The sequence below is a fragment of the Nocardioides sp. B129/18 genome (assembly GCF_055282735.1).
Genome location: NZ_JBUZJI010000004.1, coordinates 178,994 through 204,075, shown reverse-complemented (window position 1 = coordinate 204,075; position 25,082 = coordinate 178,994). Strand labels below are relative to the sequence as shown.

At 72.4% G+C, this 25,082-nt stretch carries 22 protein-coding genes; 16 read left to right on the top strand and 6 right to left on the bottom strand.

Going from position 1 to position 25,082, the window contains the following annotated elements; all coding sequences use genetic code 11:
* Window positions 1-54: 54 nt before the first annotated feature.
* The 4 genes from ACZDWJ_RS04895 to ACZDWJ_RS04880 all read left to right on the top strand — a co-directional run bounded on the left by ACZDWJ_RS04895 (window position 55) and on the right by ACZDWJ_RS04880 (window position 5,259).
* Window positions 55-1,851 carry a BCCT family transporter gene (locus ACZDWJ_RS04895; protein WP_463519796.1) on the top strand — a complete coding sequence of 599 codons (1,797 nt, stop codon included), beginning with the start codon at window positions 55-57 and terminating at the stop codon, window positions 1,849-1,851.
* Window positions 1,852-1,909: 58 nt separating this feature from the next.
* Entirely contained in the window at window positions 1,910-2,500 is a 591-nt protein-coding gene (locus ACZDWJ_RS04890; protein ID WP_463519795.1) for a PAS domain-containing protein, read from the top strand.
* On the top strand, window positions 2,497-3,837 hold the full coding sequence (locus ACZDWJ_RS04885; RefSeq protein WP_463519794.1) for a methyl-accepting chemotaxis protein: 1,341 nt from the start codon (window positions 2,497-2,499) through the stop codon (window positions 3,835-3,837). The genes ACZDWJ_RS04890 and ACZDWJ_RS04885 overlap by 4 nt, the downstream gene beginning before the upstream one ends.
* Window positions 3,838-3,912: 75 nt before the next feature.
* Window positions 3,913-5,259, top strand: a complete 1,347-nt coding sequence (locus tag ACZDWJ_RS04880) for a M20/M25/M40 family metallo-hydrolase (protein ID WP_463519793.1) — start codon at window positions 3,913-3,915, stop codon at window positions 5,257-5,259.
* Between the two features lie 7 nt (window positions 5,260-5,266).
* On the opposite strand, the gene ACZDWJ_RS04875 is transcribed toward ACZDWJ_RS04880, so the two are convergent.
* Both ACZDWJ_RS04875 and ACZDWJ_RS04870 read right to left on the bottom strand, forming a co-directional pair.
* On the bottom strand, window positions 5,267-5,485 hold the full coding sequence (locus ACZDWJ_RS04875) for a DUF5703 family protein (protein ID WP_463519792.1): 219 nt from the start codon (window positions 5,483-5,485) through the stop codon (window positions 5,267-5,269).
* Window positions 5,486-5,509: 24 nt separating this feature from the next.
* On the bottom strand, window positions 5,510-6,457 hold the full coding sequence (locus ACZDWJ_RS04870; protein ID WP_463519791.1) for an aldo/keto reductase: 948 nt from the start codon (window positions 6,455-6,457) through the stop codon (window positions 5,510-5,512).
* A gap of 59 nt (window positions 6,458-6,516) precedes the next feature.
* Between ACZDWJ_RS04870 and ACZDWJ_RS04865 the strand changes: the two genes are divergently transcribed.
* Together ACZDWJ_RS04865 and ACZDWJ_RS04860 are read left to right on the top strand one after the other, a co-directional pair.
* Complete coding sequence (locus ACZDWJ_RS04865; RefSeq protein ID WP_463519790.1) at window positions 6,517-7,341, top strand: undecaprenyl-diphosphate phosphatase; 825 nt, start codon at window positions 6,517-6,519, stop codon at window positions 7,339-7,341.
* A gap of 163 nt (window positions 7,342-7,504) precedes the next feature.
* The gene (locus ACZDWJ_RS04860; protein ID WP_463519789.1) at window positions 7,505-7,759 is read left to right on the top strand and encodes a hypothetical protein; all 255 of its coding nucleotides are present in this window, start codon (window positions 7,505-7,507) and stop codon (window positions 7,757-7,759) included.
* Window positions 7,760-7,858: 99 nt separating this feature from the next.
* Here ACZDWJ_RS04860 and ACZDWJ_RS04855 read toward each other — a convergent pair whose 3' ends face one another.
* Window positions 7,859-8,839 (bottom strand): magnesium and cobalt transport protein CorA, encoded by a 981-nt coding sequence (locus ACZDWJ_RS04855; RefSeq protein ID WP_463519788.1) that lies wholly within the window; start codon window positions 8,837-8,839, stop codon window positions 7,859-7,861.
* A gap of 106 nt (window positions 8,840-8,945) precedes the next feature.
* Between ACZDWJ_RS04855 and ACZDWJ_RS04850 the strand changes: the two genes are divergently transcribed.
* The 5 genes from ACZDWJ_RS04850 to mshC all read left to right on the top strand — a co-directional run bounded on the left by ACZDWJ_RS04850 (window position 8,946) and on the right by mshC (window position 13,584).
* Complete coding sequence (locus ACZDWJ_RS04850; protein WP_463519787.1) at window positions 8,946-10,139, top strand: NAD(P)/FAD-dependent oxidoreductase; 1,194 nt, start codon at window positions 8,946-8,948, stop codon at window positions 10,137-10,139.
* 37 nt (window positions 10,140-10,176) lie between these two features.
* Window positions 10,177-10,908 (top strand): histidine phosphatase family protein, encoded by a 732-nt coding sequence (locus ACZDWJ_RS04845; RefSeq protein WP_463519786.1) that lies wholly within the window; start codon window positions 10,177-10,179, stop codon window positions 10,906-10,908.
* Window positions 10,909-10,920: 12 nt separating this feature from the next.
* Window positions 10,921-11,496 carry a DUF3090 domain-containing protein gene (locus ACZDWJ_RS04840; RefSeq protein WP_463519785.1) on the top strand — a complete coding sequence of 192 codons (576 nt, stop codon included), beginning with the start codon at window positions 10,921-10,923 and terminating at the stop codon, window positions 11,494-11,496.
* Window positions 11,486-12,271 (top strand): SCO1664 family protein, encoded by a 786-nt coding sequence (locus tag ACZDWJ_RS04835; protein WP_463519784.1) that lies wholly within the window; start codon window positions 11,486-11,488, stop codon window positions 12,269-12,271. Before ACZDWJ_RS04840 ends, ACZDWJ_RS04835 begins: the two co-directional genes overlap by 11 nt.
* A 74-nt stretch (window positions 12,272-12,345) precedes the next feature.
* The gene (mshC, locus tag ACZDWJ_RS04830) at window positions 12,346-13,584 is read left to right on the top strand and encodes a cysteine--1-D-myo-inosityl 2-amino-2-deoxy-alpha-D-glucopyranoside ligase (protein ID WP_463519783.1); all 1,239 of its coding nucleotides are present in this window, start codon (window positions 12,346-12,348) and stop codon (window positions 13,582-13,584) included.
* Window positions 13,585-13,608: 24 nt separating this feature from the next.
* On the opposite strand, the gene ACZDWJ_RS04825 is transcribed toward mshC, so the two are convergent.
* Window positions 13,609-14,457 carry a PAC2 family protein gene (locus ACZDWJ_RS04825; RefSeq protein ID WP_463519782.1) on the bottom strand — a complete coding sequence of 283 codons (849 nt, stop codon included), beginning with the start codon at window positions 14,455-14,457 and terminating at the stop codon, window positions 13,609-13,611.
* A 140-nt stretch (window positions 14,458-14,597) separates the two neighbouring features.
* Between ACZDWJ_RS04825 and metH the strand changes: the two genes are divergently transcribed.
* Window positions 14,598-18,335, top strand: a complete 3,738-nt coding sequence (gene metH / locus ACZDWJ_RS04820; protein ID WP_463519781.1) for a methionine synthase — start codon at window positions 14,598-14,600, stop codon at window positions 18,333-18,335.
* A gap of 85 nt (window positions 18,336-18,420) precedes the next feature.
* Here metH and ACZDWJ_RS04815 read toward each other — a convergent pair whose 3' ends face one another.
* Window positions 18,421-18,831 carry a VOC family protein gene (locus tag ACZDWJ_RS04815; RefSeq protein WP_463519780.1) on the bottom strand — a complete coding sequence of 137 codons (411 nt, stop codon included), beginning with the start codon at window positions 18,829-18,831 and terminating at the stop codon, window positions 18,421-18,423.
* A 92-nt stretch (window positions 18,832-18,923) separates the two neighbouring features.
* On the opposite strand from ACZDWJ_RS04815, the gene ACZDWJ_RS04810 reads away from it, so the two are divergent.
* Window positions 18,924-19,661, top strand: coding sequence for an HAD family hydrolase (locus tag ACZDWJ_RS04810; protein WP_463519779.1), 738 nt, complete (start codon window positions 18,924-18,926; stop codon window positions 19,659-19,661).
* A 4-nt stretch (window positions 19,662-19,665) separates the two neighbouring features.
* Here the strand turns inward: ACZDWJ_RS04810 and ACZDWJ_RS04805 are convergent, their stop codons facing one another.
* Window positions 19,666-20,547 (bottom strand): RecB family exonuclease, encoded by an 882-nt coding sequence (locus ACZDWJ_RS04805; protein ID WP_463519778.1) that lies wholly within the window; start codon window positions 20,545-20,547, stop codon window positions 19,666-19,668.
* Between the two features lie 88 nt (window positions 20,548-20,635).
* Between ACZDWJ_RS04805 and ACZDWJ_RS04800 the strand changes: the two genes are divergently transcribed.
* The 3 genes from ACZDWJ_RS04800 (at window position 20,636) to arc (ending at window position 24,758) form a co-directional block, all read left to right on the top strand.
* Window positions 20,636-21,784, top strand: coding sequence for a site-2 protease family protein (locus tag ACZDWJ_RS04800; protein WP_463519777.1), 1,149 nt, complete (start codon window positions 20,636-20,638; stop codon window positions 21,782-21,784).
* Window positions 21,785-21,856: 72 nt separating this feature from the next.
* Window positions 21,857-22,834: a tRNA (adenine-N1)-methyltransferase gene (locus tag ACZDWJ_RS04795; RefSeq protein WP_463519776.1), complete on the top strand. Its 978-nt coding sequence runs from the start codon at window positions 21,857-21,859 to the stop codon at window positions 22,832-22,834.
* Between the two features lie 169 nt (window positions 22,835-23,003).
* Window positions 23,004-24,758: a proteasome ATPase gene (gene arc, locus ACZDWJ_RS04790; protein WP_463519775.1), complete on the top strand. Its 1,755-nt coding sequence runs from the start codon at window positions 23,004-23,006 to the stop codon at window positions 24,756-24,758.
* Window positions 24,759-25,082 lie beyond the last annotated feature (324 nt).

Genomic DNA, 25,082 nt, shown 5'->3' with positions numbered 1-25,082 from the left:
CGGGAGCCGACCCCCCGTACCCGAGCGAAGGAGGAGGCGCCTCGGCGCCCCGTCGTGACCACGTACCAGGAACGACCCACCACCGCACCCGACCCCGAGAACCCCGACGGGACGCGCCCCTCAGGCGTCTCGACCGGGTCGACCGGCTCGATCGGCGCCTCGACCGACGCCTCGACCGACGCCTCCACCGACACCGGGGCCCACCCGGCGCTCGACCTCGACATCCCCGAGGCCGAGCCCGACCAGGGCGGCCTGGACCGTCTCGTCTTCGGCGTCCCGGCCGCGATCGCCGTCGCCTTCCTCGTCTGGGGCTTCGTCAGCACCGACAGCCTCGCCTCGTCCTCGCAGGCCGCCCTCGACTGGGTCATGGAGTCCACCGGCTGGCTCTTCGTGCTCACGGCCAGCGGCTTCGTCGTGTTCGTCATCTGGCTCGCGATGAGCCGCTACGGCCGGATCCCGCTGGGCCGCGACGACGAGGAGCCGGAGTTCTCCACCGTCTCCTGGGTCGCGATGATGTTCAGCGCCGGCATGGGCATCGGCCTGATGTTCTACGGCGTCACCGAGCCGATCAGCTTCTTCACCTCCAGCCCGCCGCCGGGCGTGTCCCAGGGCGACGCCGAGGCCGCGATAGCCACGACGCTGTTCCACTGGACGCTCCACCCGTGGGCCATCTACGCCGTCGCCGGCCTCGCGATCGCCTACGGCGTCTACCGCAAGGGCCGCACCCAGCTGATCTCCTCGGCGTTCGAGCCGCTCCTCGGTCGCCACGCGCAGGGCTTCGGCGGCCGCCTCATCGACATGCTCGCCATCTTCGCGACGCTGTTCGGCTCGGCCGCGAGCCTGGGCCTCGGCGCGCTGCAGATCAAGTCCGGCCTGCAGATCGTCGGCGGCATCGGCTCGATCGGCAACGCGGTGCTGGTGGCGATCATCGCCGTGCTCACGGTGGCGTTCGTGCTCTCGGCCGTCTCCGGCGTCGCCAAGGGCATCCAGTGGCTCTCGAACATCAACATGGTGCTCGCCCTCGCGCTGGCCCTGTTCGTCTTCGTGCTCGGCCCGACGGTCTTCATCCTCAACATGCTGCCGACCTCGCTCGGCTCCTACCTCGCCGACCTGCCCGAGATGGCGGCTCGCACCGGCGCCGAGGGCCCGGACGCGAACGCGTGGCTGCAGTCGTGGACGATCTTCTACTGGGCCTGGTGGCTCTCGTGGACGCCGTTCGTCGGCATGTTCATCGCCCGCATCAGCCGCGGCCGCACCATCCGCCAGTTCGTCACCGGCGTCCTGCTGGTGCCCAGCGTCGTCTCCCTGATCTGGTTCGCCATCTTCGGCGGCACCGCGATCCACCTGCAGCAGAACGGCACCGACATCGGCGGTGCCGGCAGCACCGAGTCGCAGCTGTTCACCGTGCTCGACCAGTTCCCGCTCGCCACCGTCGCCAGCGTCGTCGTCATGGTGCTGGTGGCGATCTTCTTCGTCTCCGGCGCCGACGCCGCCTCGATCGTCATGGGCACGCTCTCCGAGCGCGGCACCACCGAGCCGCGTCGTCGCACGGTCGTGTTCTGGGGCGTGCTCACCGGTGCCGTCGCCGCGGTGATGCTGCTCGTGGGCGGCTCGGACGCGCTCACCGGCCTGCAGACCATCACGATCGTGGCGGCCCTGCCGTTCGTGATCGTCATGATCGGCCTGGCGGTCTCGCTGGTGAAGGACCTCCAGAACGACCCGCTCGTGGTGCGTCGCCAGTACGCCGTCGACGCGGTCGAGGCGGCCGTGGTCAGCGGCGTCACCCAGCACGGCGACGACTTCGTGCTCGCCGTCGAGAAGGATCCCGACGCGCACGACCAGCAGGTCTGAGCCTCGCTCCGGCCGGGTCGGGACCAAGGTCCCGATCCGGCCGGTCGTGCGTCCCGTCGTGACGCGGACGGCACAGGTCGTCGTGGTCGTCGCCGATCGCGACGGCATGCGTCCAGGAGCCGTCGTGCCGACCGGGGTGGAGAAGACCTTCCGCCCCGACCAGATCATCGTCAGCAAGACCGATCCGCAGGGCCGGCTGACCTACGTCAACCGCCTCTTCGTCGACATCAGCGGGTACGCGGAGTCCGACCTGATCGGCCGCCCGCACAACGTGATCCGCCACCCGGACATGCCGCGCTCGGTCTTCCGGCTCCTGTGGGAGCGCATCGCCTCCGGCGAGGAGATCTTCGCCTACGTCGTCAACCTCAGCGCCGACGGCGGCCACTACTGGGTGCTCGCTCACGTGACGCCCACCCGAGACGGCGCCGGGACCATCGTCGGGTTCCACTCGAACCGTCGGACGCCGTCCGCGGTCGCGCTGGGACCGGTCCGGGCGCTCTATGCCGACCTGCTGGCCGCCGAGCGCGCCGCGGGCGGGGCCAGCGAGGCCGTGGCCGCCGGCGAGGCGCTGCTGCAGCGCCGGCTCTCCGAGGCGGGCCTGACCTACGACGAGTGGGTCTGGGGTCTGGACGCGGAGGCGGCGGCATGACCGCCGTCGAGGTGGGCCCCGCGCCGACCACCGAGCCCATGGTCGACCCGACGTCCGCGGAGGCGCCCGCGCGGGCCTCGGCGCCGGTGCTGGTGGCGGCCTCCGAGCTCGCAGACCTCCAGCGGTCCGCGGCCGCGGGGGGCGCTGCGGTCGCCGAGGCCGCGCGCCTGCGCGAGGCGATGGCCGCCGTCCGTGCCGTCTGCGAGGCCGCCGCCACCGGCGACCTCGAGGTGCGCGTCCCCGCGCAGGACCGCGACCGTGCCGACGACGATGGGTCCGATGACGTCGACGCCGTGCGCGACGCGCTCAACCAGCTCCTCGACCTCACCGACGCCTACGTGCGCGAGTCCTCGGCCTCCCTGGAGTACGCCAGCGAGGCCCGCTTCTACCGTCGCTTCATCGCCCGGGGCATGCTCGGCAGCTTCCAGGCCGGTGCCGGCACCATCAACGCCGCGATCTCGGCCATGGCCCTCACCCACGGACGACTCGAGGAGGAGCAGGCGCGCCGCATCGAGCTGGCCGACGGCTTCGAGCGCGCCGTGCTCGGCCTCGCCGACCAGGTGGCGGCGGCGTCGATCGAGATGGAGTCCGCGGCCCGGACCCTGGCCAGCACCGCCGAGTCGACGGCCGTCCGGGCCCAGCAGGTCTCCACCAGCTCGCTCACCGCCTCCGACGCGGTCACCGGCTCCGCTGCGGCCGTGGAGGAGCTCGCCGCCACGGTGCGCAGCATCGAGGCGCAGACCACCGAGTCCGACCGTGCCGGCAACCTCGCCGTCGAGGAGGCCGACGAGGTCCGCGTCACCGCGCAGGATCTCGCGACCGCCTCGCAGGAGATCGGGGAGGTCCTCGGGCTCATCGGCCAGGTCGCCAGCCAGACCAGGCTCCTCGCCCTCAACGCCACCATCGAGGCGGCGCGGGCCGGTGAGGCCGGCAAGGGCTTCGCCGTCGTCGCGGCCGAGGTGAAGAGCCTGGCCTCGCAGACCGCGGAGTCGACCGAGCGCATCGAGCAGCAGGTCACCTCCATGCAGACCGCCAGCGGCGACGTCCTGACCGCCATCGAGGGCATCGCCCGCGCCATCCGCACGGTGGGCGCCAACCTCGGCGGGATCGCCTCGTCGGTGGAGGGCCAGCGCGAGGCGGCTGCCGAGCTGAGCCGCACGACCTCCGAGGCGGCGCGCGCGGTCTCCGAGGTCACCCAGGAGATCGGCGCCATCGGCGCGGCCACGGAGGCGACGAGCGTCGGCGCGGGGGAGATGACCTCGGCCGCCCTCGAGCTGGCCCGGCTCAGCTCGGACCTGCGCACCCACGTGCTGGACTTCCTGTCCCAGATCCGCTGAGGCGATCCTGCGCCGCGGTCGAGCCCGCCTCGGAGGGGGAGCGGCGGCGTCGGGAGCAGATGACATGCTGGCCCCATGACGACGCCCTCCGCCGAGTCCCTCGGGAGCCCCGCAGACGAGGTCGTGCAGCTGTGCAGCGACCTCATCCGCATCGACACCTCCAACTACGGCGACCAGGACGGTCCCGGCGAGCGCAAGGCCGCCGAGCACGTCGCGTCGCTCCTCGACGAGGTGGGCATCGCCTCGCGGCTCGTGGAGTCCGAGCCCGGCCGCACCAGCGTCATCGCGCACTGGGGTGGCGACGCCGGCTCCGACCCGCGTGGCGCGCTGCTGCTGCACGGCCACCTCGACGTCGTCCCGGCGGCCGCGGAGGACTGGCAGGTGCATCCGTTCAGCGGCGAGGTCCGTGACGGCTACGTGTGGGGTCGCGGCGCGGTCGACATGAAGGACTTCGACGCGATGCTGCTCAGCGTCGTCCGCCACCGCCAGCGCACCGGACGCGCGCCGTCTCGTCCCGTGGTGCTCTGCTTCACCGCCGACGAGGAGGCCGGCGGCCACCTCGGCGCCCAGGTGCTCGTCGAGCAGCACCGCGAGCAGTTCGACGGCGTCACCGAGGCCGTCGGCGAGGTCGGCGGCTTCAGCGCGACGGTCCGCGGCCGGCGGGTCTACCTCATCGAGGCCGCCGAGAAGGGCATGGCCTGGATGCGGATGACCGCCCGCGGTCGCGCCGGCCACGGCTCGATGATCAACACCGACAACGCCGTCACCCGGCTCACCGGCGCCGTCGCGCGCATCGGCGCGCACCCCTGGCCGGTGCGCCTGACGCCCGCGATGGAGGTGCTGCTGGCCACGGTCGGCGAGCTGGCCGGCGTCGAGGCCACCCCGGAGAACGCCCCGGCCCTCGTCGAGGAGTTCGGGGGAGCCGCGCGGATGCTCGGCGCCGTGCTCACCAACACCGCCAACCCGACCATGCTCCAGGCCGGCTACAAGGTGAACGTGATCCCCACCGAGGCCACCGCCCATGTCGACGGCCGCTTCCTGCCCGGCTACGAGGACGAGTTCTTCGCGACCCTCGCCGAGCTCGTGGGCGAGGGCATCGAGATCGAGCACCTCAGCCACCAGCAGCCGTGGGAGACCCCCTACGAGGGCGCCCTCGTCGACGCCATGACCCGCTCCCTGCTGGCCGAGGACCCCGACGCGATCGTCGCGCCGTACCTCATGAGCGGCGGCACCGACGCCAAGCACTTCCGCACCCTGGGCATGTCGTCCTTCGGCTTCGCCCCGCTGCGGCTGCCCGCCGACCTCGACTTCACCGCGCTGTTCCACGGCGTCGACGAGCGGGTGCCGGTGGACGCGCTGGAGTTCGGCTCGCGGGTCTTCGACCGCTTCCTCGACGACGCCGCGGGCCCGATCGCCGGCTGAGGCGGGGTCAGGCCGTTCTCACGGCCTTGATGATCTTGCGGCGCAGGATGACGCGGCGGGTGCCGTCAGCGGTGATCCGCACCCGGTCGAGCTCCCAGCCGCCGTACTCGGCGCGATCGGTGAGCAGTCGCGTCACGACGTTGCGTGAGAGCTCGCGCGAGAGCGTGATGCGGTCGAACTCCCACTCCGCGCCGGAGGCGGACGGTCGGCGGTGCGCTCGGGACAACAGGCTCCTCCTGGGTGCTCGGGATCAGTCGGCGGAGACGTCGTCCAGCGCCTCGGCGATCTCCGGGGGCAGGGCGAGCTCCTCCACCGCAAGACTGGCACGCAGCTGGGCGGCGCTGCGCGCGCCGACGATCGGGGCCGTGACGCCGGGGCGGTCGCGCACCCAGACCAGGGCCACCTCGGCGGGGCTCCAGCCCAGGCCGTCGGCCGCGCGGGCCACCCCCTCGACGATGGCCGCCGAGCGGTCCTCGAGGTAGTGGCCCACGAAGCGGGAGAACTGCGACGTCGCCGCGCGGGAGTCCGACGGCGTCCCGGTGCGGTACTTGCCCGTCAGGACGCCGCGTCCGAGCGGGGACCACGGCAGGACGCCCATGCTGAGCGCCTGCGCGGCCGGGATCACCTCGTCCTCGATCGACCGGTTGAGCAGGGAGTACTCCACCTGGGTCGAGACCAGCGGTGACCGGCCGGGGACGGCGCGCTGCCACGTCGCCGCCTGGGCGGTCTGCCAGCCGGTGTAGTTCGAGATGCCGACGTAGGCGGTGCGGCCGGTGCTGACGGCGTGGTCGAGCGCCGCGAGGGTCTCCTCGAGCGGGATGCCGTCGTGCCAGGTGTGCACCTGCCACAGGTCGACGTGGTCGACGCCGAGGCGCGCGAGCGAGGCGTCGAGGGCGGCCAGGAGCGCGCGGCGCGAGGTGTCGTAGCGCAGGCGGCCGTCGCGGGCCTCGAGGCCGGCCTTGGTGGCGATGACGATCTCGTCGCGCGCCACGACGTCGCCGATCAGTGCGCCGATCATCCGCTCGGACTGGCCCTCGGCGTAGGCCGCGGCGGTGTCGACGAGCGTCCCGCCGGCCTCGGCGAAGGCGATGAGCTGGTCGCGGGCCTCGTGCTCGTCGGTGTCGCGTCCCCAGGTCATCGTCCCGAGTCCCAGCCGGGAGACCCGGAGCCCGCTGTGACCGACCCGACGCTGCTGCATGCGGCTCACCGTAGCGATAGAGCGCCGGAACCGGTGGGAGGCTCCGTAGGATGCGGCGCGTGGTGGACTTCCTCCAGGCCGTGGTGCTCGGCCTCATCCAGGGCCTGACCGAGTTCCTTCCCATCTCCAGCAGCGCGCACCTGCGGATCTTCCCGGAGATCTTCGGCTGGGGTGACCCGGGCGCGGCGTTCACCGCGGTGATCCAGATCGGCACCGAGCTCGCCGTGCTCCTCTACTTCCGCAAGGACATCTGGCGCATCGCCACCACCTGGATCCGCTCGCTCTACCAGCCGGAGTACCGCGGCCACCTCGACGCCCGCATGGGCTGGTACGTCATCGTCGGCTCGCTGCCGATCGTCGTCCTCGGCGTGCTGCTCAAGGACGTCATCGAGAAGGACTTCCGCAGTCTCTGGATCATCGGCACCACGCTGATCGTCCTCGGCCTGATCCTCGGCCTGGCCGACCGCATCGGCGGCACCGACCGCCAGATCAAGAACCTGACGATGCGTCACGCGATCTACATGGGCCTGGCCCAGGCCGCCGCGCTCATCCCCGGCGTCTCCCGCTCCGGCGCCACCCTGTCGGCCGGCCGCCTGCTGGGCTACGACCGCGAGGCCGCCACCCGCTTCGCCTTCCTGCTGGCCATCCCCGCCGTCGTCGGCGCCGGCATCTTCGAGCTCAAGGACATCGGCCAGACCGACAACCCCTACGGCTGGGGCCCCACCATCACCGCCACCGTGGTGTCCTTCGTGGTCGGCTACGCCGCCATCGCCTGGCTCCTGAAGTACGTCTCCACGCACTCCTACACCCCGTTCGTGCTCTACCGCGTCGGCCTCGGCACGCTCACGCTGCTGCTGGTCGCCGGCGGCGCGATCGCTGCGTGAGGCCGGTGAAAGGTTCAGCGGCCGACCGCTGAAGCTTCGGCGGTCAGCCGCCAGAACGCACGGTGGGCGTTCGAAGGTTCGAACGCCCACCGAAAGGTTCCGTCGTCCACGACGACGATCGTCAGGGCTCGACTCTGCTCCGACCTGCACTAGCGTCGTCGGCGTGAGTCACGAATCTGGTGTGTCCCGGCGCGTGAGGCTCCGGCGCGGAGATGCCCTGGACGACGTCGCGGTCAGCGACGTGTCGATCTTCCGGGCCGAGATGCTGGACCGGGGACGCCTCTGGCTCGCCTGCTACCTGCCCGGCACGGGCGTGCAAGGAGACAGGATCGCCTTCGAGGTGTCCGTCGGTCCCGCCGGCGATCTCCAGTTCGACGTGACGGAGCATCCGGCTGGCCGAGTGGACCTCGAGCCGTAGGCGACCGCGCACGCCCGGGGGCGGAAGCCCAGGTGGAGCTGCACGGGATCGTCGGTGATCGCGGATGGGGCGACCCTGTCCTGACGATCGTCCGACCCCTCAGAGCCAGCCGCTCTTCTTGAAGAACCGCCACAGCCCGTAGGAGCACAGCGCCATCAGCGCCAAGGCCATCGGATAGCCGTAGCGCCACGACAGCTCGGGCATGTGGGTGAAGTTCATGCCGTAGACCCCGGCGATCAGCGTGGGGACGGCGACCAGGCCGACGCCGGCGGAGATGGTGCGCATGTCCTCGTTCTGCTGCACCGAGATGTGTGCCAGGTGGGCGTCGAAGGCGGTGGAGAGCAGCCCGTCGAGGCTCTCCACGATCTCGGCGGCGAGGTTGAGATGGTCGAGGACGTCGCGGAAGAACGGGGCCGCGCCCTCCTCCATGCCGCGCACCTCGCCGGCGACGAAGCGCCGCATCGGCTCGCGCAGCGGGTTGACGGCGCGCCGCACCTCGGCGATCTCGCGCTTGAGGGTGTAGATGCGGATCGAGTCGTTGGTGCGGGCGGGGGAGAAGACCGACTCCTCGACCTCGTCGACGTCGATCTCGAGCTCGGCGACCACCGCGGTGTAGCCGTCGACGACGCGGTCGCACACCGCGTACAGCACGGCGGAGGGCCCGTGGGTGAGCACCGACGCCCGGGCCTCGAGATCGCGGCGGGCCGACGCGAGCTCCGAGCCGCGTCCGTGGCGCACGCTCACGACGAAGTCGCGCCCGATGAACAGGCAGATCTCGCCGGTCTCGACGGCGTCCTCCTCGTCGACGTACCAGAGGGTCTTGAGGACGAGGAAGAGCAGGTCGCCGTATGCCTCGACCTTCGGACGCTGGTGGGCCGAGAGGGCGTCGTCGACGGCGAGACGGTGCAGGTCGAAGGCCACGGCGACGGCGTCGATCTCGGCGCGGTCGGGCTCGTGGAGGCCCACCCACACGAAGCCCGAGGTCTCGCGGGCACGCTCCCGGAGCGTCGCGTAGTCGGCGTGGTCGCACGCCACGTCGACCCGGGTCCCGTCGCGATACACGCCGCTGTTCACGATCACCGGGCCACGCTAGCGCCGCGTCCCGTCCCTTTGGTGGGTGCCCGGCCCGGCGCGGCGAGGGACGGTGGGAGAGGACCCACCCCTCAAGCCCTCGGAGGCGATCGCAGTGCCCACCCACCACGACTTCCTGATCATCGGCGCCGGCATGGCCGCCCACGCGGCGGCGAGCGGCATCCGCGCCCAGGGCGCGACCGGCTCGATCGCGATCCTCGGAGCCGAGCAGGACCCGCCCGTCGAGCGTCCGGCGCTGAGCAAGGACCTCTGGACCACCGACGACCGCGACGGAGCCGGTGCCCTGAAGGACACCGCGGGCGAGACCGGCGCGACGCTGCTGCTCGGCGACGCCGCGGCCTCCCTCGACGTGGGCACCAAGACCGTGCGCACCGAGTCGGGCGAGGAGCACTCCTACGGGGCGCTGCTGATCGCCACCGGCGGCGTGCCGCGCCAGGTCGAGGGACTGGAGGAGGGCGAGCGCGTCATCGCCTTCCGCAGCGTCGACGACTACCGCCGCCTGCGCGCGCTGGCCGAGGCCACCCCCGCCCCGCGGATCCTCGTGGTGGGCGCCGGCTTCATCGGCACCGAGATCGCGGCGGCGCTGAGCCGCACCGAGGCCCAGGTGGAGCTGGTGCATCCCGGCTCGATCGTCGGCGATCACGTCTTCCCCGAGGAGATCGCCCGCCAGGTCGAGGGCGAGCTCACCTCCCACGGCGTCAGCGTCCGCGGCGGCGCGGGCGTCGAGCGCGGCGAGCTCACCGACGCCGGCGTGCGGCTCCACCTCGAGGGCGGCGCCACCGCCGAGGGCGACGTCGCCGTCATCGGCCTGGGCGTGCGCCCGGCCACGCGCTTCCTCGAGGGCGTCGTCGACCTCGACGACGACGGCGGCGTACTCGTCGACGAGCACCTCGCCACCTCCGCCCCGGACGTGTGGGCCGCCGGCGACATCGCGGTCTACCCGGACCCGATCCTCGGCCGCACCCGCGTCGAGCACGTCGACAACGCCACCACGCAGGGCGACGCCGCCGGTCGCACCATGGCCGGCGCCACCGACGCCTACGACCACACGCCCATCTTCTGGTCCGACGTGCGCGACCTCGGCTACGAGGCCGTCGGCACCCTCTCCAGCCGGCTGGAGACCGTCGTCGACCACACCGATGACGGAGCGGTCGTCTACTACCTGGACGACGACCGGGTGCGTGGCGTGCTGCTCTGGAACGTCTGGGACTCCACCGACGCCGCGAAGAAGGTGCTCAGCGAGCCGCGTCCCAGCGACCCCGCCGAGCTCCGCGGCCGCATCGGGTGAGCCGGACCGCTACGGGCACCCCTCTACGCTGACGGCCATGGCAACCGTCGTCCTCGTGCGTCATGGCCGCACCACCGCCAACGCCAGCGGCGTCCTGGCGGGCCGCACCCCCGGCGTCCGGCTCGACGACGTCGGGCGCCAGCAGGCCGAGCGCGCCGGAGCGCGCCTGGCGGCGGTGCGGCTCGCCGAGGTCGTCAGCTCGCCGCTGGAGCGCTGCAAGCAGACCTCGAAGCTGCTGCTGGCCGGCCGCGAGGAGGCGCCCACGGTCGTCACCGAGCGCGGCATCTCCGAGTGCGACTACGGCGAGTGGCAGGGGCGTCCGCTCAAGGACCTCGCCAAGGAGGCGCTGTGGCGCACCGTGCAGAGCCAGCCGTCAGCCGCGGTGTTCCCCGGCGGTGAGTCGATGACGACGATGCAGGCCCGCTCGGTCAGCGCGGTCCGCGGCCACGACGCCCGGATCGCCGCCGCGCACGGTGACGACGCCGTCTGGGTGGCGGTGAGCCACGGCGACATCATCAAGTCGATCCTCGCCGACGCGCTCGGCATGCACCTCGACCTCTTCCAGCGCATCAACGTCGACCCCGCGTCGATCTCGATCGTGCGCTACTCCGAGAGCCGCCCCTACGTGCTGGCCACCAACACGCACGAGGGCGACCTCGCCTGGCTCAACCCGCCGCCGCGCAAGGGCCGCGGACGTCGTCGCAGCAGCAGCGACGCCGCCGTCGGCGGTGGTGCCGGACCGACCCCCGCGGCCTCCGCGGGTGCGTGAGAGGGTGACGACATGCCTCTGATCCACGGCTTCGACCCGCCGGAGCGGTTCGTCACCGGCACCGTCGGACCTCCGGGCCAGCGCACGTTCTTCCTGCAGGCCCGCGACGGCGTCCGGCTGGTCAGCGTGGCCCTGGAGAAGCAGCAGGTGGCCGCGCTCGCCGAGCGCGTCGACGAGCTCCTCGACGAGGTCATGAGCAGCGAGAGCACCTCCGGGGTCGTCCCCGCGGTCGCCCCGCTGGCGCTCGACGACAACCACCCGCTCGACCAGCCCATCGAGGAGGAGTTCCGTGCCGGCACCATGACGCTGGCCTGGGACGCCGACGACGAGCGCGTGGTCATCGAGGTCTTCCCGTTCAGCGAGGCCGCCGTCGTCGCGCCCGACCAGGTCGAGGAGGACTTCGAGGAGCCCGAGCCCGAGCAGCTGCTCGTGGTGCGTCTCGAGCCGGGACAGGCCCGCGCCTTCGTGGCCCGCACCGAGCGGGTCCTCGAGGCCGGCCGTCCGACCTGCCCGTTCTGCGCCGAGCCGATCGACGCCGACGGCCACCTCTGCGTCCGGGCGAACGGATTCAAGCGGCGTGACCCCTGAGGTCTCCGAGGCCGTCGGCCCCCTGCTCGAGGGCGACCTCGAGCTCGAGGGCCGGATCATGCCGGCGTCGAACGCCACCTTCATCGGACGCGTCACGGGCTCCGGCGTGCAGGTCGTCTACAAGCCGGTGCAGGGGGAGCGGCCGCTCTGGGACTTCCCCGGCGCCGTGCTCGCCCAGCGCGAGGAGGCCGCCTATCTCGTGTCGGTGGTCTTCGGCGGCGACCTCGTGCCGCCCACCGTCGTCCGCGAGGGGCCGCACGGGCCGGGCATGGTGCAGCTGTGGTGCGAGCCCGATCCCGACCAGGAGGCGGTGACGCTCGTCCCTGAGGGCGAGGTGCCGCCGGGCTACCTCCACGTCTTCGACGGCGTCGACGCCCGCGACCAGCCGATCGCCCTGGTGCACGAGGACTCCCTCGAGCTGCGCCGGATGGCCGTGCTCGACGTCGTGCTCAACAACGCCGACCGCAAGGGCGGTCACGTGCTCGAGATGCCCGACGGCTCGCGCCGCGGCGTCGACCACGGCATCGCCTTCCACGCCGAGAACAAGCTGCGCACGGTGCTGTGGGGCTGGGCCGGCGAGCCCCTGCGCGAGGAGGAGATCGCCGCGGTCACCGCGGTGCGCGAGGGCCTCGGCGGCCCGCTCGGCGAGCGGCTGCTCGAGCTCATCGACCCTCTCGAGGTCGACTGCGTCGCGCGACGCTGCGACCGGCTGCTCCGCGCGGGCGTCCTGCCCCAGCCGCGGGACTGGCCGGCGATCCCCTGGCCGCCCTTCTGAGCAGACCTTCTGAGCAGACCTTCTGAGCAGCCCTTCTGGCCGGGCCCCGGCCGGGCCCGGATAGGGTGCTCGACATGCGTGCGTGGCGAGCCCCCGAGGTGCCCACCCTGTCCGTCGACGGCCCGGCTGTGGCCCTCCACGACACCCCCTCCGGCGGGCCGGTGACCCTGAGCCCCGAGGGCGTCGCGCGGTTCTACGTCTGCGGCATCACGCCCTACGACGCCACCCACATGGGCCACGCGAACACCTACGTCGCCTTCGACCTGCTCAACCGCGCGTGGCGCTCGGCCGGGCACGAGGTGCGCTACGTCCAGAACGTCACCGACGTCGACGACCCGCTGCTCGAGCGGGCCACCAAGGTGCACGTGGAGTGGACCGAGCTGGCCGAGCGCGAGACCGAGCTCTTCCGTCAGGACATGGAGGCCCTGCGGGTCCTGCCCCCGGACGCCTACATCGGCGCCGTGGAGTCCATCCCGCTGGTCATCGCCCTGATCGAGCGCCTCCAGGAGGCCGGCGCGGTCTACCGGGTCGACGACGACCTCTACTTCTCCGTCTCCGCCGACGCCGCCTTCGGCGAGGAGTCGCGGCTGACGCGCGAGCAGATGCTCGAGATCTTCCCCGAGCGCGGCGGCGACCCCGACCGTCCCGGCAAGCGCGACCCGCTCGACCCGCTGGTCTGGCGCGCGCACCGCGAGGGCGAGCCGTCCTGGGAGAGCCCCTTCGGCCCCGGTCGCCCGGGCTGGCACATCGAGTGCGCGGCCATCGCCATGGAGCACCTCGGCGGCGCCTTCGACGTCCAGGGCGGCGGCAGCGACCTCGTCTTCCCCCACCACGAGATGTGCGCCGGCCACGCGCAGGTCGCCGAGCCCGGCACGCCCTTCGCGCGGGTCTACTCCCACGCCGGCATGGTGGCCTACGACGGCGAGAAGATGTCGAAGTCGAAGGGCAACCTGGTCTTCGTCTCCGCGCTGCGCAACTCCGACGTCGACCCCATGGCCATCCGCCTGACGCTGCTGCGCCACCACTACCGCAGCGACTGGGAGTGGACCGACGACCAGCTCTTCGACGCCGTCGACACCCTCGCCGACTGGCGCCGCGCGCTCTCGCTCGGGGCCGGTGCGGCCAGCGCGCCCGTGGTCGCGGAGGTGCTCGCGGCCCTCGCCGACGACCTCGACGCGCCGCGCGCAGTGGCGGCCGTCGACGCCTGGGTGCGCGCGACGCTCGGCACCGACGGGCTCGCCGACACCACCGACGCCGACGCCTCGCTCATCATCGCGCGGCTCATCGACGCGACGCTCGGCCTGGCGCTCTGATCTCCTCAAGCCAGCGCGGGAGGGTCAGTCGCCGTCCTGGCGACGCTTGAGGTAGCGCTCGAACTCGCGGGCGATCGCCTCGCCGGAGGCCTCGGGGAGGTCGGCGGTGTCGCGGGTCTCCTCCAAGGAGCGGACGTACTCGGCGACGTCCTCGTCCTCCTCGGCGAGCTCGTCGACGCCGCGCTCCCAGGCGCGGGCGTCCTCGGGCAGGTCGCCGAGCGGGATGGAGACCTCCAGCAGGTCCTCCAGCTGCCCGATGAGCGCGAGCGTCGCCTTCGGGCAGGGCGGCTGCGCGACGTAGTGCGGCACCGCCGCCCAGTAGGAGACGGCGGGGATGTCGAGACGCACGCAGGCGTCCTGCAGCACCCCGACGATGCCCGTGGGGCCCTCGTAGGTGGAGTGCTCCAGCTTGAGCCGGTCGACGAGCTCGGGCTCGGACGCCGTGCCGTTGATCGGGATCGGCCGGGTGTGCGGCGTGTCGGCCAGCAGCGCGCCGAGGGTGACGACGAGCTCGGCGCCGAGGTCGTCGCAGGCCGCGAGGATCTCGGCGCAGAACTGGCGCCAGCGCATGTTCGGCTCGATGCCGCGCACCAGGATGATGTCGCGGCCGAGGTCCGGGGGAGAGGCCACCGCGATCTGGGTGCTGGGCCAGGTGATCCGGCGGTGGCCCTGCTCGTCGGTGCCGACGTGCGGTCGGTTGACCTGGAAGTCGTAGAAGTCCTCGGGGTCGATCGCGCCGACGACGCGCGCGTTCCAGGCGACCATCAGGTGGTCGATGACGCCGGACGCCGCGTCGGCCGCGTCGTTCCAGCCCTCGAAGGCCGCGATGACGATGGGATCCACGAGGTCCTGGGCGTGCTCGAGCTCGATCACGCGCCCAGCCTAGTCACCCGTCCCGATTTCGCTCCGGTGTTCGAGCGGTGTCACGATCTGGGAAACGGGTCCACCCATCGGACACCCCCTCCGTACCGTGGAGGGAGGATCGGCAGAGGCCGACCCGGAAGGAGATGCGCGTGACCGAGCCCATCGTCGGGGCGCCTTGGCGTCCGGACGCCACCGAGTCCCTGACCACTGCTCTGCGGCAGCGGATCCTGGTGATCGACGGCGCCATGGGCACGGCCATCCAGCGCGACCGGCCCGACGAGGCCGGCTACCGCGGCGAGCGGTTCGCCGACCACCCGAGCGATCTCGTCGGCAACAACGACCTCCTCACGCTCACGCAGCCGCAGATCATCGAGGAGATCCACCGCGAGTACCTCCGCGCGGGCGCCGACCTCCTCGAGACCAACACCTTCAACGCCAACTCCGTCTCGCTGGCCGACTACGGCCTCGAGGAGCTGGCCTACGAGCTCAACCTCGAGTCGGCCCGGCTGGCGCGACGCGTGGCCGACGAGTTCTCCACCGACGAGCGCCCGCGCTACGTCGCCGGCGCGCTGGGCCCGACGACCCGCACCGCGTCGATCTCCCCGGACGTCAACGACCCCGGGGCCCGCAACGTCTCCTGGGACCAGCTCGTCGAGGCCTACGGCACGGCGGCGCGGGGTCTGGTCGACGGCGGGGCCGACATCCTCGTCATCGAGACGATCTTCGACACCCTCAACGCCAAGGCCGCGATCTTCGCCGTCGAGACCCTCTTCGAGGAGACCGGCCGCCGCTGGCCGGTGATCATCTCCGGCACCATCACCGACGCCTCGGGCCGCACGCTCTCGGGCCAGGTCACCGAGGCGTTCTGGAACTCCGTGCGCCACGCGCGGCCGATCGCCGTCGGGCTCAACTGCGCCCTCGGCGCGCGGGAGATGCGTCCCTACATCGCCGAGCTCTCCCGCATCGCCGACACCTTCGTCTCCTGCTACCCCAACGCCGGCCTGCCCAATGCGTTCGGCGAGTACGACGAGGCCGCCGAGGAGACCGCCGCGGTCGTCGGCGAGTTCGCCGACGCCGGCCTGGTCAACCTCGTCGGGGGCTGCTGCGGCACCACGCCCGCGCACATCGCCGCCATCGCGAGGCGGGTCGACGGCGTCGCCCGCCGCCAGGTGCCCGAGATCGCCCCCGCGATGCGCCTCTCCGGCCTCGAGCCGTTCGCCATCGGCGCGGACTCGCTGTTCGTCAACGTCGGCGAGCGCACCAACATCACCGGCTCGGCGCGCTTCCGCAACCTCATCCGCGACGGCGACTACGACACCGCCCTCTCCGTGGCCGCGCAGCAGGTCGAGAGCGGCGCCCAGGTCATCGACGTCAACATGGACGAGGGCATGATCGACGGCGTCGCCGCGATGGACCGCTTCCTCAAGCTGGTCGCCGCCGAGCCCGACATCTCCCGCGTGCCGCTGATGGTCGACTCCTCGAAGTGGGAGGTCATCGAGGCCGGTCTGAAGACCGTGCAGGGCAAGCCGATCGTCAACTCGATCTCCATGAAGGAGGGCGAGGACGCCTTCCGGGCCCAGGCGCGTCTGTGCCGCAAGTACGGCGCGGCCGCCGTCGTCATGGCCTTCGACGAGGACGGTCAGGCCGACAACCTGCAGCGGCGCATCGCGATCTGCTCGCGCGCCTACCGCATCCTCACCGAGGAGGTCGGGTTCCCGGCCGAGGACATCATCTTCGACCCCAACGTCTTCGCGGTCGCCACGGGCATCGAGGAGCACGCCTCCTACGGCCTGGACTTCATCGAGGCCACCCGCTGGATCAAGGAGAACCTGCCCGGGGCGAAGGTCTCCGGCGGCATCTCCAACGTCTCCTTCTCCTTCCGCGGCAACAACCCGGTGCGCGAGGCGATCCACGCCGTGTTCCTCTTCCACGCGATCCGCGCGGGCCTCGACATGGGCATCGTCAACGCCGGCGCGCTCGCGGTCTACGACGAGGTCGACCCTGCGCTGCGCGAGCGCATCGAGGACGTCGTGCTCAACCGTCGGCCCGATGCCGCCGAGCGGCTGCTGGAGATCGCGGAGTCCCACAACGCCGCGGCCTCCGCCGTCGAGGTCAGCGCCGAGGAGTGGCGTGGCCGGCCCGTCGAGGAGCGCATCACCCACGCCCTGGTCAAGGGCATCGACGCCCACGTCGAGGCCGACACCGAGGAGCTGCGCGCCCTCATCGCCGAGCGCGGCGGACGGCCCATCGAGGTCATCGAGGGCCCGCTCATGGCCGGCATGGACGTCGTCGGCGACCTCTTCGGCGCCGGCAAGATGTTCCTGCCGCAGGTCGTGAAGTCCGCTCGCGTGATGAAGAAGGCGGTGGCCTACCTCATCCCGTTCATCGAGGAGGAGAAGGCCGCCAACCCGGCGCTGGCCACCGCGAAGGACTCCAACGGCACGATCGTCATGGCCACGGTCAAGGGCGACGTCCACGACATCGGCAAGAACATCGTCGGCGTCGTGCTGCAGTGCAACAACTTCGAGGTCATCGACCTCGGCGTCATGGTGCCGCCGCAGAAGATCCTCGACACCGCGCAGGAGGTCGGCGCCGACATCATCGGCCTGTCGGGCCTGATCACGCCCTCGCTCGACGAGATGGTCACCATCGCCACCGAGATGCAGCGCCTCGGGCTCGACATCCCGCTGCTCATCGGCGGCGCCACCACCTCGCGCGCCCACACGGCCGTCAAGGTCGCCCCGCGCTACGAGGGGCCCGTGGTGTGGGTCAAGGACGCCTCCCGGTCGGTGCCCACTGCCGCCGCGCTCCTCCACCCCGAGCGCCGGAAGGCGCTGCTGGCCGACGTCGCGGAGGACTACGCGTCCCTGCGCGAGCGGCACGCTTCGAAGTCCGAGCGGCCCAAGCTGAGCCTCGAAGCCGCGCGGGCCAACGCCACCCGCATCGACTGGAGCGGCTACGAGCCGCCGGCGCCGCGGCAGCACGGCGTCCACGTCCTGCGCGACTACGACCTCGCCGAGCTCCGTGAGTACATCGACTGGCAGCCGTTCTTCAACGCCTGGGAGATGAAGGGGCGCTTCCCCGACATCCTCAACAGCCCCACCGCGGGCGAGGCCGCACGACGGCTCTACGAGGACGCCCAGGCGATGCTCGACACCCTCATCGCGGAGCGGTGGATCAGCGCGCACGGCGTGTACGGGCTCTTCCCCGCCGCCTCGCGGGGCGACGACGTCGTGGTCTACGACGACGCCCGCGACGGCGAGCGGATGGTCCTCCACCACCTGCGTCAGCAGGGCGAGCACCGCGACGGCATCCCGAACCGCGCCCTGGCCGACTTCGTCGCGCCGGAGTCCACCGGCCTGGCCGACCACCTCGGCGCGTTCGCGGTCACGGCCGGCATCGGCCTGCCCGAGCGCGTGCAGGCGTTCAAGGACGCCCACGACGACTACTCCGCGATCCTCCTGGAGTCGCTGGCCGACCGTCTCGCCGAGGCGTTCGCCGAGCGGCTCCACCAGCGCGTGCGCACCGAGTTCTGGGGCCACGTGCCCGCCGAGCAGCTCAGCAACGAGGACCTCATCGCCGAGAAGTACACCGGCATCCGGCCCGCACCCGGCTACCCCGCCTGCCCCGACCACACCGAGAAGCTGCTGCTGTGGGACCTCCTCGACGTCGAGGAGACCACCGGCATCACGCTCACCGAGTCGATGGCGATGTGGCCCGGCGCGTCGGTCTCCGGCTTCTACTACAGCCACCCGCAGGCGCAGTACTTCGTCGTCGGCCGCCTCGGCCGCGACCAGGTGGCCGACTACGCCGAGCGCAAGGGCTGGAGCATCCAGGAGGCCGAGCGCTGGCTCTCCCCGAGCCTGGGCTACGACCCCGACGACTGATTCCTGCGACAGTCGACGGAACGGCCGCGCGGCCCCGGATGGTGATCGAGCCTGTCGAGATCCCCGACGCCTGCGCGGAGTCCGCTCAGCCCCACGTGCGGTGGCTCAGGACGAGCAGGTGGCCGTCGGGGTCGCGGATGGTGACGCCGTGCTCGTCCCAGTACGGGTTCCGGGACGCGACGACGCTGCCGCCGGCGGCCTCGAGCCGGGCGCGTTCGGCGTCGTCCAGGGGGACGGCGCGGTACAGCACCAGCAGGTCCTCCGGACCCGGCGGTCGGGCGGCGAGCTGCTCGGCGTCCGCCACCAGCTCCAGGTGCCATGCGGCTCCGGGCGCTCCGATCATCAGCAGGGCGTGACCGCCCTGAGCCTCCGCGTCAGTGCGCCACTGCACCGCCAGGCCGACGCCCTCGCACCAGAATCGCTCGGCCGCCGCGAGATCAGCGGAGGGGCGGGCGATCCGCAGGTGATGCTCGGCAGTGACGAGTGGTGTGGTCATGGCCCGAGCCTGCCAGGGGACCTCGACAGGCTCGATCACCGTGGCGGCCTGGGACCGACGTCACGTCGTTCGAGCGGCGGCGGCCGCCTAGGGTGGAGACGACCCCCGCCGCGCCCCAGGAGGACGTCCTGACCACCGCTTCCGCCGCCCTCGAGCAGCCCGCCACGACCACCGCTCCGGCGGCCGTGCTGTGGGACATGGACGGCACCCTCGTCGACACCGAGCCCTACTGGATCGCCACGGAGTTCGCCCTGGCCGAGCGTCACGGCGCGACCTGGAGCCACGAGCACGCGCTGGCGCTGGTGGGCAACGACCTGATCACCTCGGGGCGCTACATCCGCGAGCACATGGGCCTGGACCTCTCCCCGGAGGAGATCGTCGAGGAGCTCCTCGACGGCGTCGTCGCCCGGATCCGCGAGTCGGTGCCGTGGCTGCCGGGCGCCCGCGAGCTCCTCGCCGAGCTCCACGAGGCCGGCGTGCCCTGCGCGCTGGTGACGATGTCGTGGACGCGCTTCGTCGAGCCGATCCTCGAGCACCTGCCCGAGGGCACGTTCGCGACGATCGTCACCGGTGACGTCGTCACCCACGGCAAGCCGCACCCCGAGCCCTACCTGGTCGCCGCCGAGCGACTCGGCGTCGACCCGGCCGACTGCGTGGCCGTCGAGGACTCCCGCCCGGGCGTCGCGAGCGCCGTGGCGGCCGGGTGCTCGGTCATGGTGGTGCCGAACCACGTGCCGGTGCCCGAGGGCGAGCGCCGCGTCTTCCGCGAGACGCTCGCGGGCCTGACGCCCCACGACCTCGCCGTGGTGCACGCCGAGGCCCGCGCCTGAGCGTCTAGTCCGGCTGGTTCGGCCGGTTCGGCTGGTCCGGCCGGTCCGTCTGCGGCAGCGGAGGCGGGGTGCCGCCGAACTCCGGGCAGAGCGCCTGGTGGGCGCACCAGCCGCACAGGCGTCCGCGGCTGGGCTGCCACTCACCGCTCTCACGGGCCGCGCTGATCGCCTCCCAGATCGCCTCGACCTTGCGCTGGGTGGCGCGGAGGTCCTGCTCGTCGGGCTCGTAGCGCACGATCGTGCCGTCGCCGAGGTAGACCAGCTGCAGCATCGCCGGGACGACGCCGGTCGTGCGCCACAGCACGAGGGCGTAGAACCGCATCTGGAACAGCGCCGAGGCCTCGAAGCCGGGGCCGGGCGCGCGACCGGTCTTGTAGTCGACGATGCGCACCGCCCCCGTGGACGCGACGTCGAGCCGGTCGATGAAGCCGCGCAGCAGCAGGCGGCTCTCCAGCAGCGCCTCGACGTAGTGCTCGCGCTCGGCCGGCTCGAGTCGGGTGGGGTCCTCGAGGGTGAACCAGCGGGCCAGCACGCCGGCGCACCCGCGCAGCCACCGCTCGAGGGCGTCGGGGGCGGCTCCCTCGAAGAGCCCCTCGACCTCCGGGCGCTCGGCGCGCACGGCGTCCCAGGCCGCCGGCAGCATCGACTCGGCCCGCTCGGGCGTGCGCTCGGCCGCCGGCAGGCCGAAGAGGTCCTCGAGCACCTTGTGCACGACCGTGCCGCGGGTGGCCTCCGGCGACGGCGGCTCCGGGAGCCTGTCGATGGTGCGGAAGCGGTAGAGCAGCGGGCAGGCCAGGAAGTCCGAGGCGCGACTGGGGGAGAGGGCGCCGACGACCTCGACGCCGTCGACGGGCGTCGAGACGCGCTCGGCGGGGCTGGTCGTCATGCCCGCAACCTAACCGGCCGCGCCGACAGCGCACGCACGGTCCGGCCTCGGCGTCCGGACGCCTCGGTCCCTCGGCTAGCCTCGGGGCGTGTCCGCAACGCCGCCGCCGTCGCCCCGGACCGCCCGGCGTCCCGGGACGATCCGCATCGGCTCCATCGCGGGCAGCGACGTGCTCGTCTCGACGTCCTGGTTCTTCGTCGCGGCCCTGATCGCGGTGGTCATCGCGCCGCGCGTCGACGAGGTCGAGCCGGGCCTCGGACCGTGGAAGTACCTCGCGGGCCTGGTGTTCGCGGTCGTGCTCTACGGCTCGGTGCTGCTGCACGAGGCGGCCCACGCGGTCGTCGCCCGCGCGTTCGGGCTCCCGGTCAGCTCGATCACGCTCCACTTCCTCGGCGGCATGACCTCCATCGAGAAGGAGGCGCGCCGCCCGCGCGAGGAGCTCCTCATCGCGATCGTCGGCCCGCTCACCTCGCTGGCCGTCGGCGTCGTCGCCCTCGGCCTGCTGTTCGTGGTGCCCGACGGGCTCCTGGAGCTGGTGCTCGAGGGACTCGCCGGCGCGAACCTGCTGGTGGGCGTCCTGAACCTCGTCCCGGGCCTGCCGCTGGACGGCGGCCGCGTGCTCAAGGCCGTCGTGTGGGGCGCCTCCGGCGACGTCCACCGGGCCACGATCGTCGCCGCCTGGGGCGGTCGCGTCGTGTCGGTGCTGGCGCTGCTGTGGCCGCTGGCGCTGGAGCTGCTCGGCATCCCGTCGACGTTCCTCGACGTCATCCTGGCCGTCCTGGTCGCCGGGTTCCTGTGGGCGGGCTCCACGGCCGCCCTGCAGTCGGCCCGGCTGCGCCGCCGTCTCCCGTCGATCCTCGCCCGCGACCTCGCGCGCCGCAGCCTCGTCGTGCCCGCCGACCTCCCGCTCGCGGAGGCCGTCCGCCGCGCCCGCGACGCCCAGGCCGGCGGCATCGTCACCGTCAGCAGCGACGACCGCCTCGAGGGCATCGTCAACGAGGCCGCCCTGCTCGCCGTCCCCGAGGAGCGTCGTGCGTGGGTGGCCACCTCCACCGTCGCCCGGCGTCTGGAGCCCGGACTCCTCATCTCCGCCGCGCTCGCGGGCGAGGCCCTCGTCAACGCCCTCACCGCCACGCCCGCGGCCGAGTACGTCGTGCTCGACGAGTCCGGCTCGGTCTACGGACTCCTGGTCGCCCACGACGTCGACCGCGCCTTCCGCGAGGCGCTGGCGCGCTGATCGCGGCCGCTCCGGGCCGGAGCGCGTCGTCGTTTCCGGCCCTGCGGCCCGACGACACTAGGGTGACCGCCCATGGAGAGCAGCCAGACCCCCGCGCCCGGTGTCGACGACGTCCCCGCCGAGGCCTGGTCCGGCGTGCACCGCGGCGTCCTGCGCGCGGGCGAGTGGGTGCGTCTGGTCGACGCCAAGGGCCGCAAGCACAACTTCGAGCTCGTCCCGGGCAAGCGCTTCTTCTCCAACCGCGGCCACCTCGAGCACGACGACCTGATCGGCCGCGAGGAGGGCTTCACGCTGCAGAGCTCCGGCGGCGCGGAGTACCTGGTGTTCCGGCCGCTGCTCTCGGAGTTCGTCGTCTCGATGCCCCGCGGCGCCGCGGTCGTCTACCCCAAGGACGCCGCCCAGATCGTCGCCCTCGCCGACGTCTTCCCGGGGGCCCGCGTGGTCGAGGCCGGCGTCGGCTCCGGCGCCCTGACCTGCTCGCTGCTGCGCGCGGTCGGCCCCTACGGCAAGGTCTCCTCCTACGAGCGGCGCGAGGAGTTCGCCGAGGTCGCCCGCAAGAACGTCCACCAGTTCTTCGGCGCCCCCGACGGCGAGACCCACCCCGCGTGGACGCTGACCCTCGGCGACCTCGCCGAGGCGCTGCCGGCCTCGGGGGAGCGGGCCGACCGCATCATCCTCGACATGCTGGCTCCGTGGGACTGCCTCGACGCCGCCGCCGACGCCCTCGTGCCCGGCGGCATCGTGTGCGCCTACGTCGCGACCACCACCCAGCTCTCCCGCTTCGTCGAGACCGTGCGCGTGCACGGCGGCTTCACCGACCCCCACGCCTGGGAGTCGCTGGTCCGCGACTGGCACGTCGAGGGCCTCGCGGTGCGTCCGGGCCACAAGATGATCGGCCACACGGCCTTCCTCGTCACCGCCCGTCGGCTCGCGCCCGGCGCCCGCCCGCCGCGCCGCACCCGGCGTCCGGCTCCCGGCGCCTACGGCCCGGACTACACCGGCCCGCGTCCCGCCGACGTCGAGCACGAGGCCGGCGGCGACCAGGACTGAGGTCGGCCGCCCCGCAGCCCCGACCCGGAGGGGTGGGACCGCGTCCCAGCACCCGGACGCCGACAGGCGGCAGGGTCCGTCGGTGTCGAATCGTGACCGAGAAGTTCCTCGCGGCTCACTGCGGATCGCCCGATCGCGCAGGTAGGGTCGAAGGACAGGAGGTGCGCACATGACAACCGATGGTCAGTACGGCGGTCCCGGGGGCCCGAGCGCCGACGAGCTGCGCAGCCAGGTGCGGTTCCTCGAGGCGGAGGTCGGCGATCTGCGCCGTCGTCTCACCGAGGCGCCCGGATCCTCGCGATCCCTCGAGCTGAAGCTCTCCGACGCCCAGCGCTCGCTGGCGGCGCTCACGTCGCAGAACGAGCGGCTCGCGCAGACCCTGCGCGACGCTCGCGACCAGATCATGAAGCTCAAGGAGGAGGTCGACCGCCTGGCGCAGCCGCCGGCGGGCTTCGGCACCTTCCTGCAGCGCAACGACGACGACACGATCGACGTCTTCACCGGCGGCCGGAAGCTGCGCGTCAGCGTCAGCCCCGCCGTCGAGCTCGACGAGCTGCAGCGCGGCCAGGAGGTCATGCTCAACGAGGCGCTCAACGTCGTCGCGGCGATGGAGTTCGAGCGCACGGGCGAGGTCGTCCTGGTCAAGGAGGTCATGGCCGACGCCGAGCGCGTCCTGGTCATCGCCGGCGCCGACGAGGAGCGCGTGGTCAAGATGGCCGAGCCGCTGCTCTCCGAGGTCGTGCGCGCCGGAGACTCCCTCCTGCTCGACAGCCGGGCCGGCTACGTCTACGAGAAGGTCCCGAAGTCGGAGGTCGAGGAGCTGGTCCTCGAGGAGGTCCCCGACATCGCCTACGACTCCATCGGCGGCCTCGGCAACCAGATCGAGCTGATCCAGGACGCCGTCGAGCTCCCGTACCTGCACCCCGAGCTCTTCGCCGAGCACGAGCTCAAGCCGCCCAAGGGCATCCTGCTCTACGGCCCGCCGGGCTGCGGCAAGACCCTCATCGCCAAGGCGGTGGCCAACTCGCTGGCCAAGAAGGTCGCGGCGAAGACCGGCCAGGAGGGGAAGTCCTACTTCCTCAACATCAAGGGCCCCGAGCTGCTCAACAAGTACGTCGGCGAGACCGAGCGCCACATCCGCCTGGTGTTCCAGCGGGCGCGTGAGAAGGCCAGCACCGGCACCCCGGTCATCGTGTTCTTCGACGAGATGGACTCCCTGTTCCGCACCCGCGGCTCGGGCGTGTCCTCCGACGTCGAGAACACGATCGTCCCGCAGCTGCTCAGCGAGATCGACGGCGTCGAGCTGCTCGAGAACGTGCTCGTCATCGGCGCCTCCAACCGCGAGGACATGATCGACCCCGCGATCCTGCGTCCTGGCCGCCTCGACGTGAAGATCAAGATCGAGCGTCCCGACGCCGAGTCCGCGCGCGACATCTTCTCCAAGTACCTCACGGCGCGGCTGCCGCTGCACGCCGAGGACGTCGCCGAGTTCGGCGGCGATCCCCAGGCCTGCGTCGACGGCATGATCCGGGCGACCGTCGAGCGGATGTACACCGAGACCGAGGAGAACCGCTTCCTCGAGGTCACCTACGCCAACGGCGACAAGGAGGTCCTGTACTTCAAGGACTTCAACTCCGGCGCGATGATCCAGAACATCGTCGACCGCGCCAAGAAGATGGCCATCAAGGACCTCCTCGAGCACCAGCAGCGCGGCATCCGCGTGAGCCACCTGCTGCAGGCCTGCGTCGATGAGTTCAAGGAGAACGAGGACCTCCCGAACACCACCAACCCCGACGACTGGGCGCGGATCTCGGGCAAGAAGGGCGAGCGGATCGTCTTCATCCGCACGCTCATCACGGGCAAGCAGGGCACCGAGCCCGGCCGGTCCATCGACACCGTCTCCAACACCGGTCAGTACCTCTGACGGCGCTGGCCGGGGCGGCCCCGGCGGCCCCGGTCGCCTGAGAGCCCCGACGCACGCGCCCTCCACCCCGGGTCTACCGTGGGGGAGGGCGCGTTCGCGTCCGCACCGAGAGCACCGGAGGAGCACGCCATGGGCGTCATCGAGATCGTGGCGGGAGCCGGCGTCGTCATCGCGGCGCTGACCTGGTGGATGGGCCGCGACGCCCGACGCGGCATCGACCTCGACTGAGGCGCGGCGAGCGGGTGGGCCGACGCTGCCCACCCTCCTGGGCGTGTGAGCCGCCAGGGGACGGGGAGGCTTCCCGCATGATCAAGCTCCTCGTCC

Bases quoted from the DNA above. Each gene is read 5' to 3' on its own strand.
- ACZDWJ_RS04840 (WP_463519785.1), top strand. From the start codon at position 10,921: ATGCCTCTGATCCACGGCTTCGACCCGCCGGAGCGGTTCGTCACCGGC.
- ACZDWJ_RS04880 (WP_463519793.1), top strand. From the start codon at position 3,913: ATGACGACGCCCTCCGCCGAGTCCCTCGGGAGCCCCGCAGACGAGGTC.
- ACZDWJ_RS04795 (WP_463519776.1), top strand. From the start codon at position 21,857: ATGGAGAGCAGCCAGACCCCCGCGCCCGGTGTCGACGACGTCCCCGCC.
- ACZDWJ_RS04805 (WP_463519778.1), bottom strand. From the start codon at position 20,547: ATGACGACCAGCCCCGCCGAGCGCGTCTCGACGCCCGTCGACGGCGTC.
- ACZDWJ_RS04815 (WP_463519780.1), bottom strand. From the start codon at position 18,831: ATGACCACACCACTCGTCACTGCCGAGCATCACCTGCGGATCGCCCGC.
- ACZDWJ_RS04845 (WP_463519786.1), top strand. From the start codon at position 10,177: ATGGCAACCGTCGTCCTCGTGCGTCATGGCCGCACCACCGCCAACGCC.
- ACZDWJ_RS04870 (WP_463519791.1), bottom strand. From the start codon at position 6,457: ATGCAGCAGCGTCGGGTCGGTCACAGCGGGCTCCGGGTCTCCCGGCTG.
- mshC (WP_463519783.1), top strand. From the start codon at position 12,346: ATGCGTGCGTGGCGAGCCCCCGAGGTGCCCACCCTGTCCGTCGACGGC.
- arc (WP_463519775.1), top strand. From the start codon at position 23,004: ATGACAACCGATGGTCAGTACGGCGGTCCCGGGGGCCCGAGCGCCGAC.
- ACZDWJ_RS04885 (WP_463519794.1), top strand. From the start codon at position 2,497: ATGACCGCCGTCGAGGTGGGCCCCGCGCCGACCACCGAGCCCATGGTC.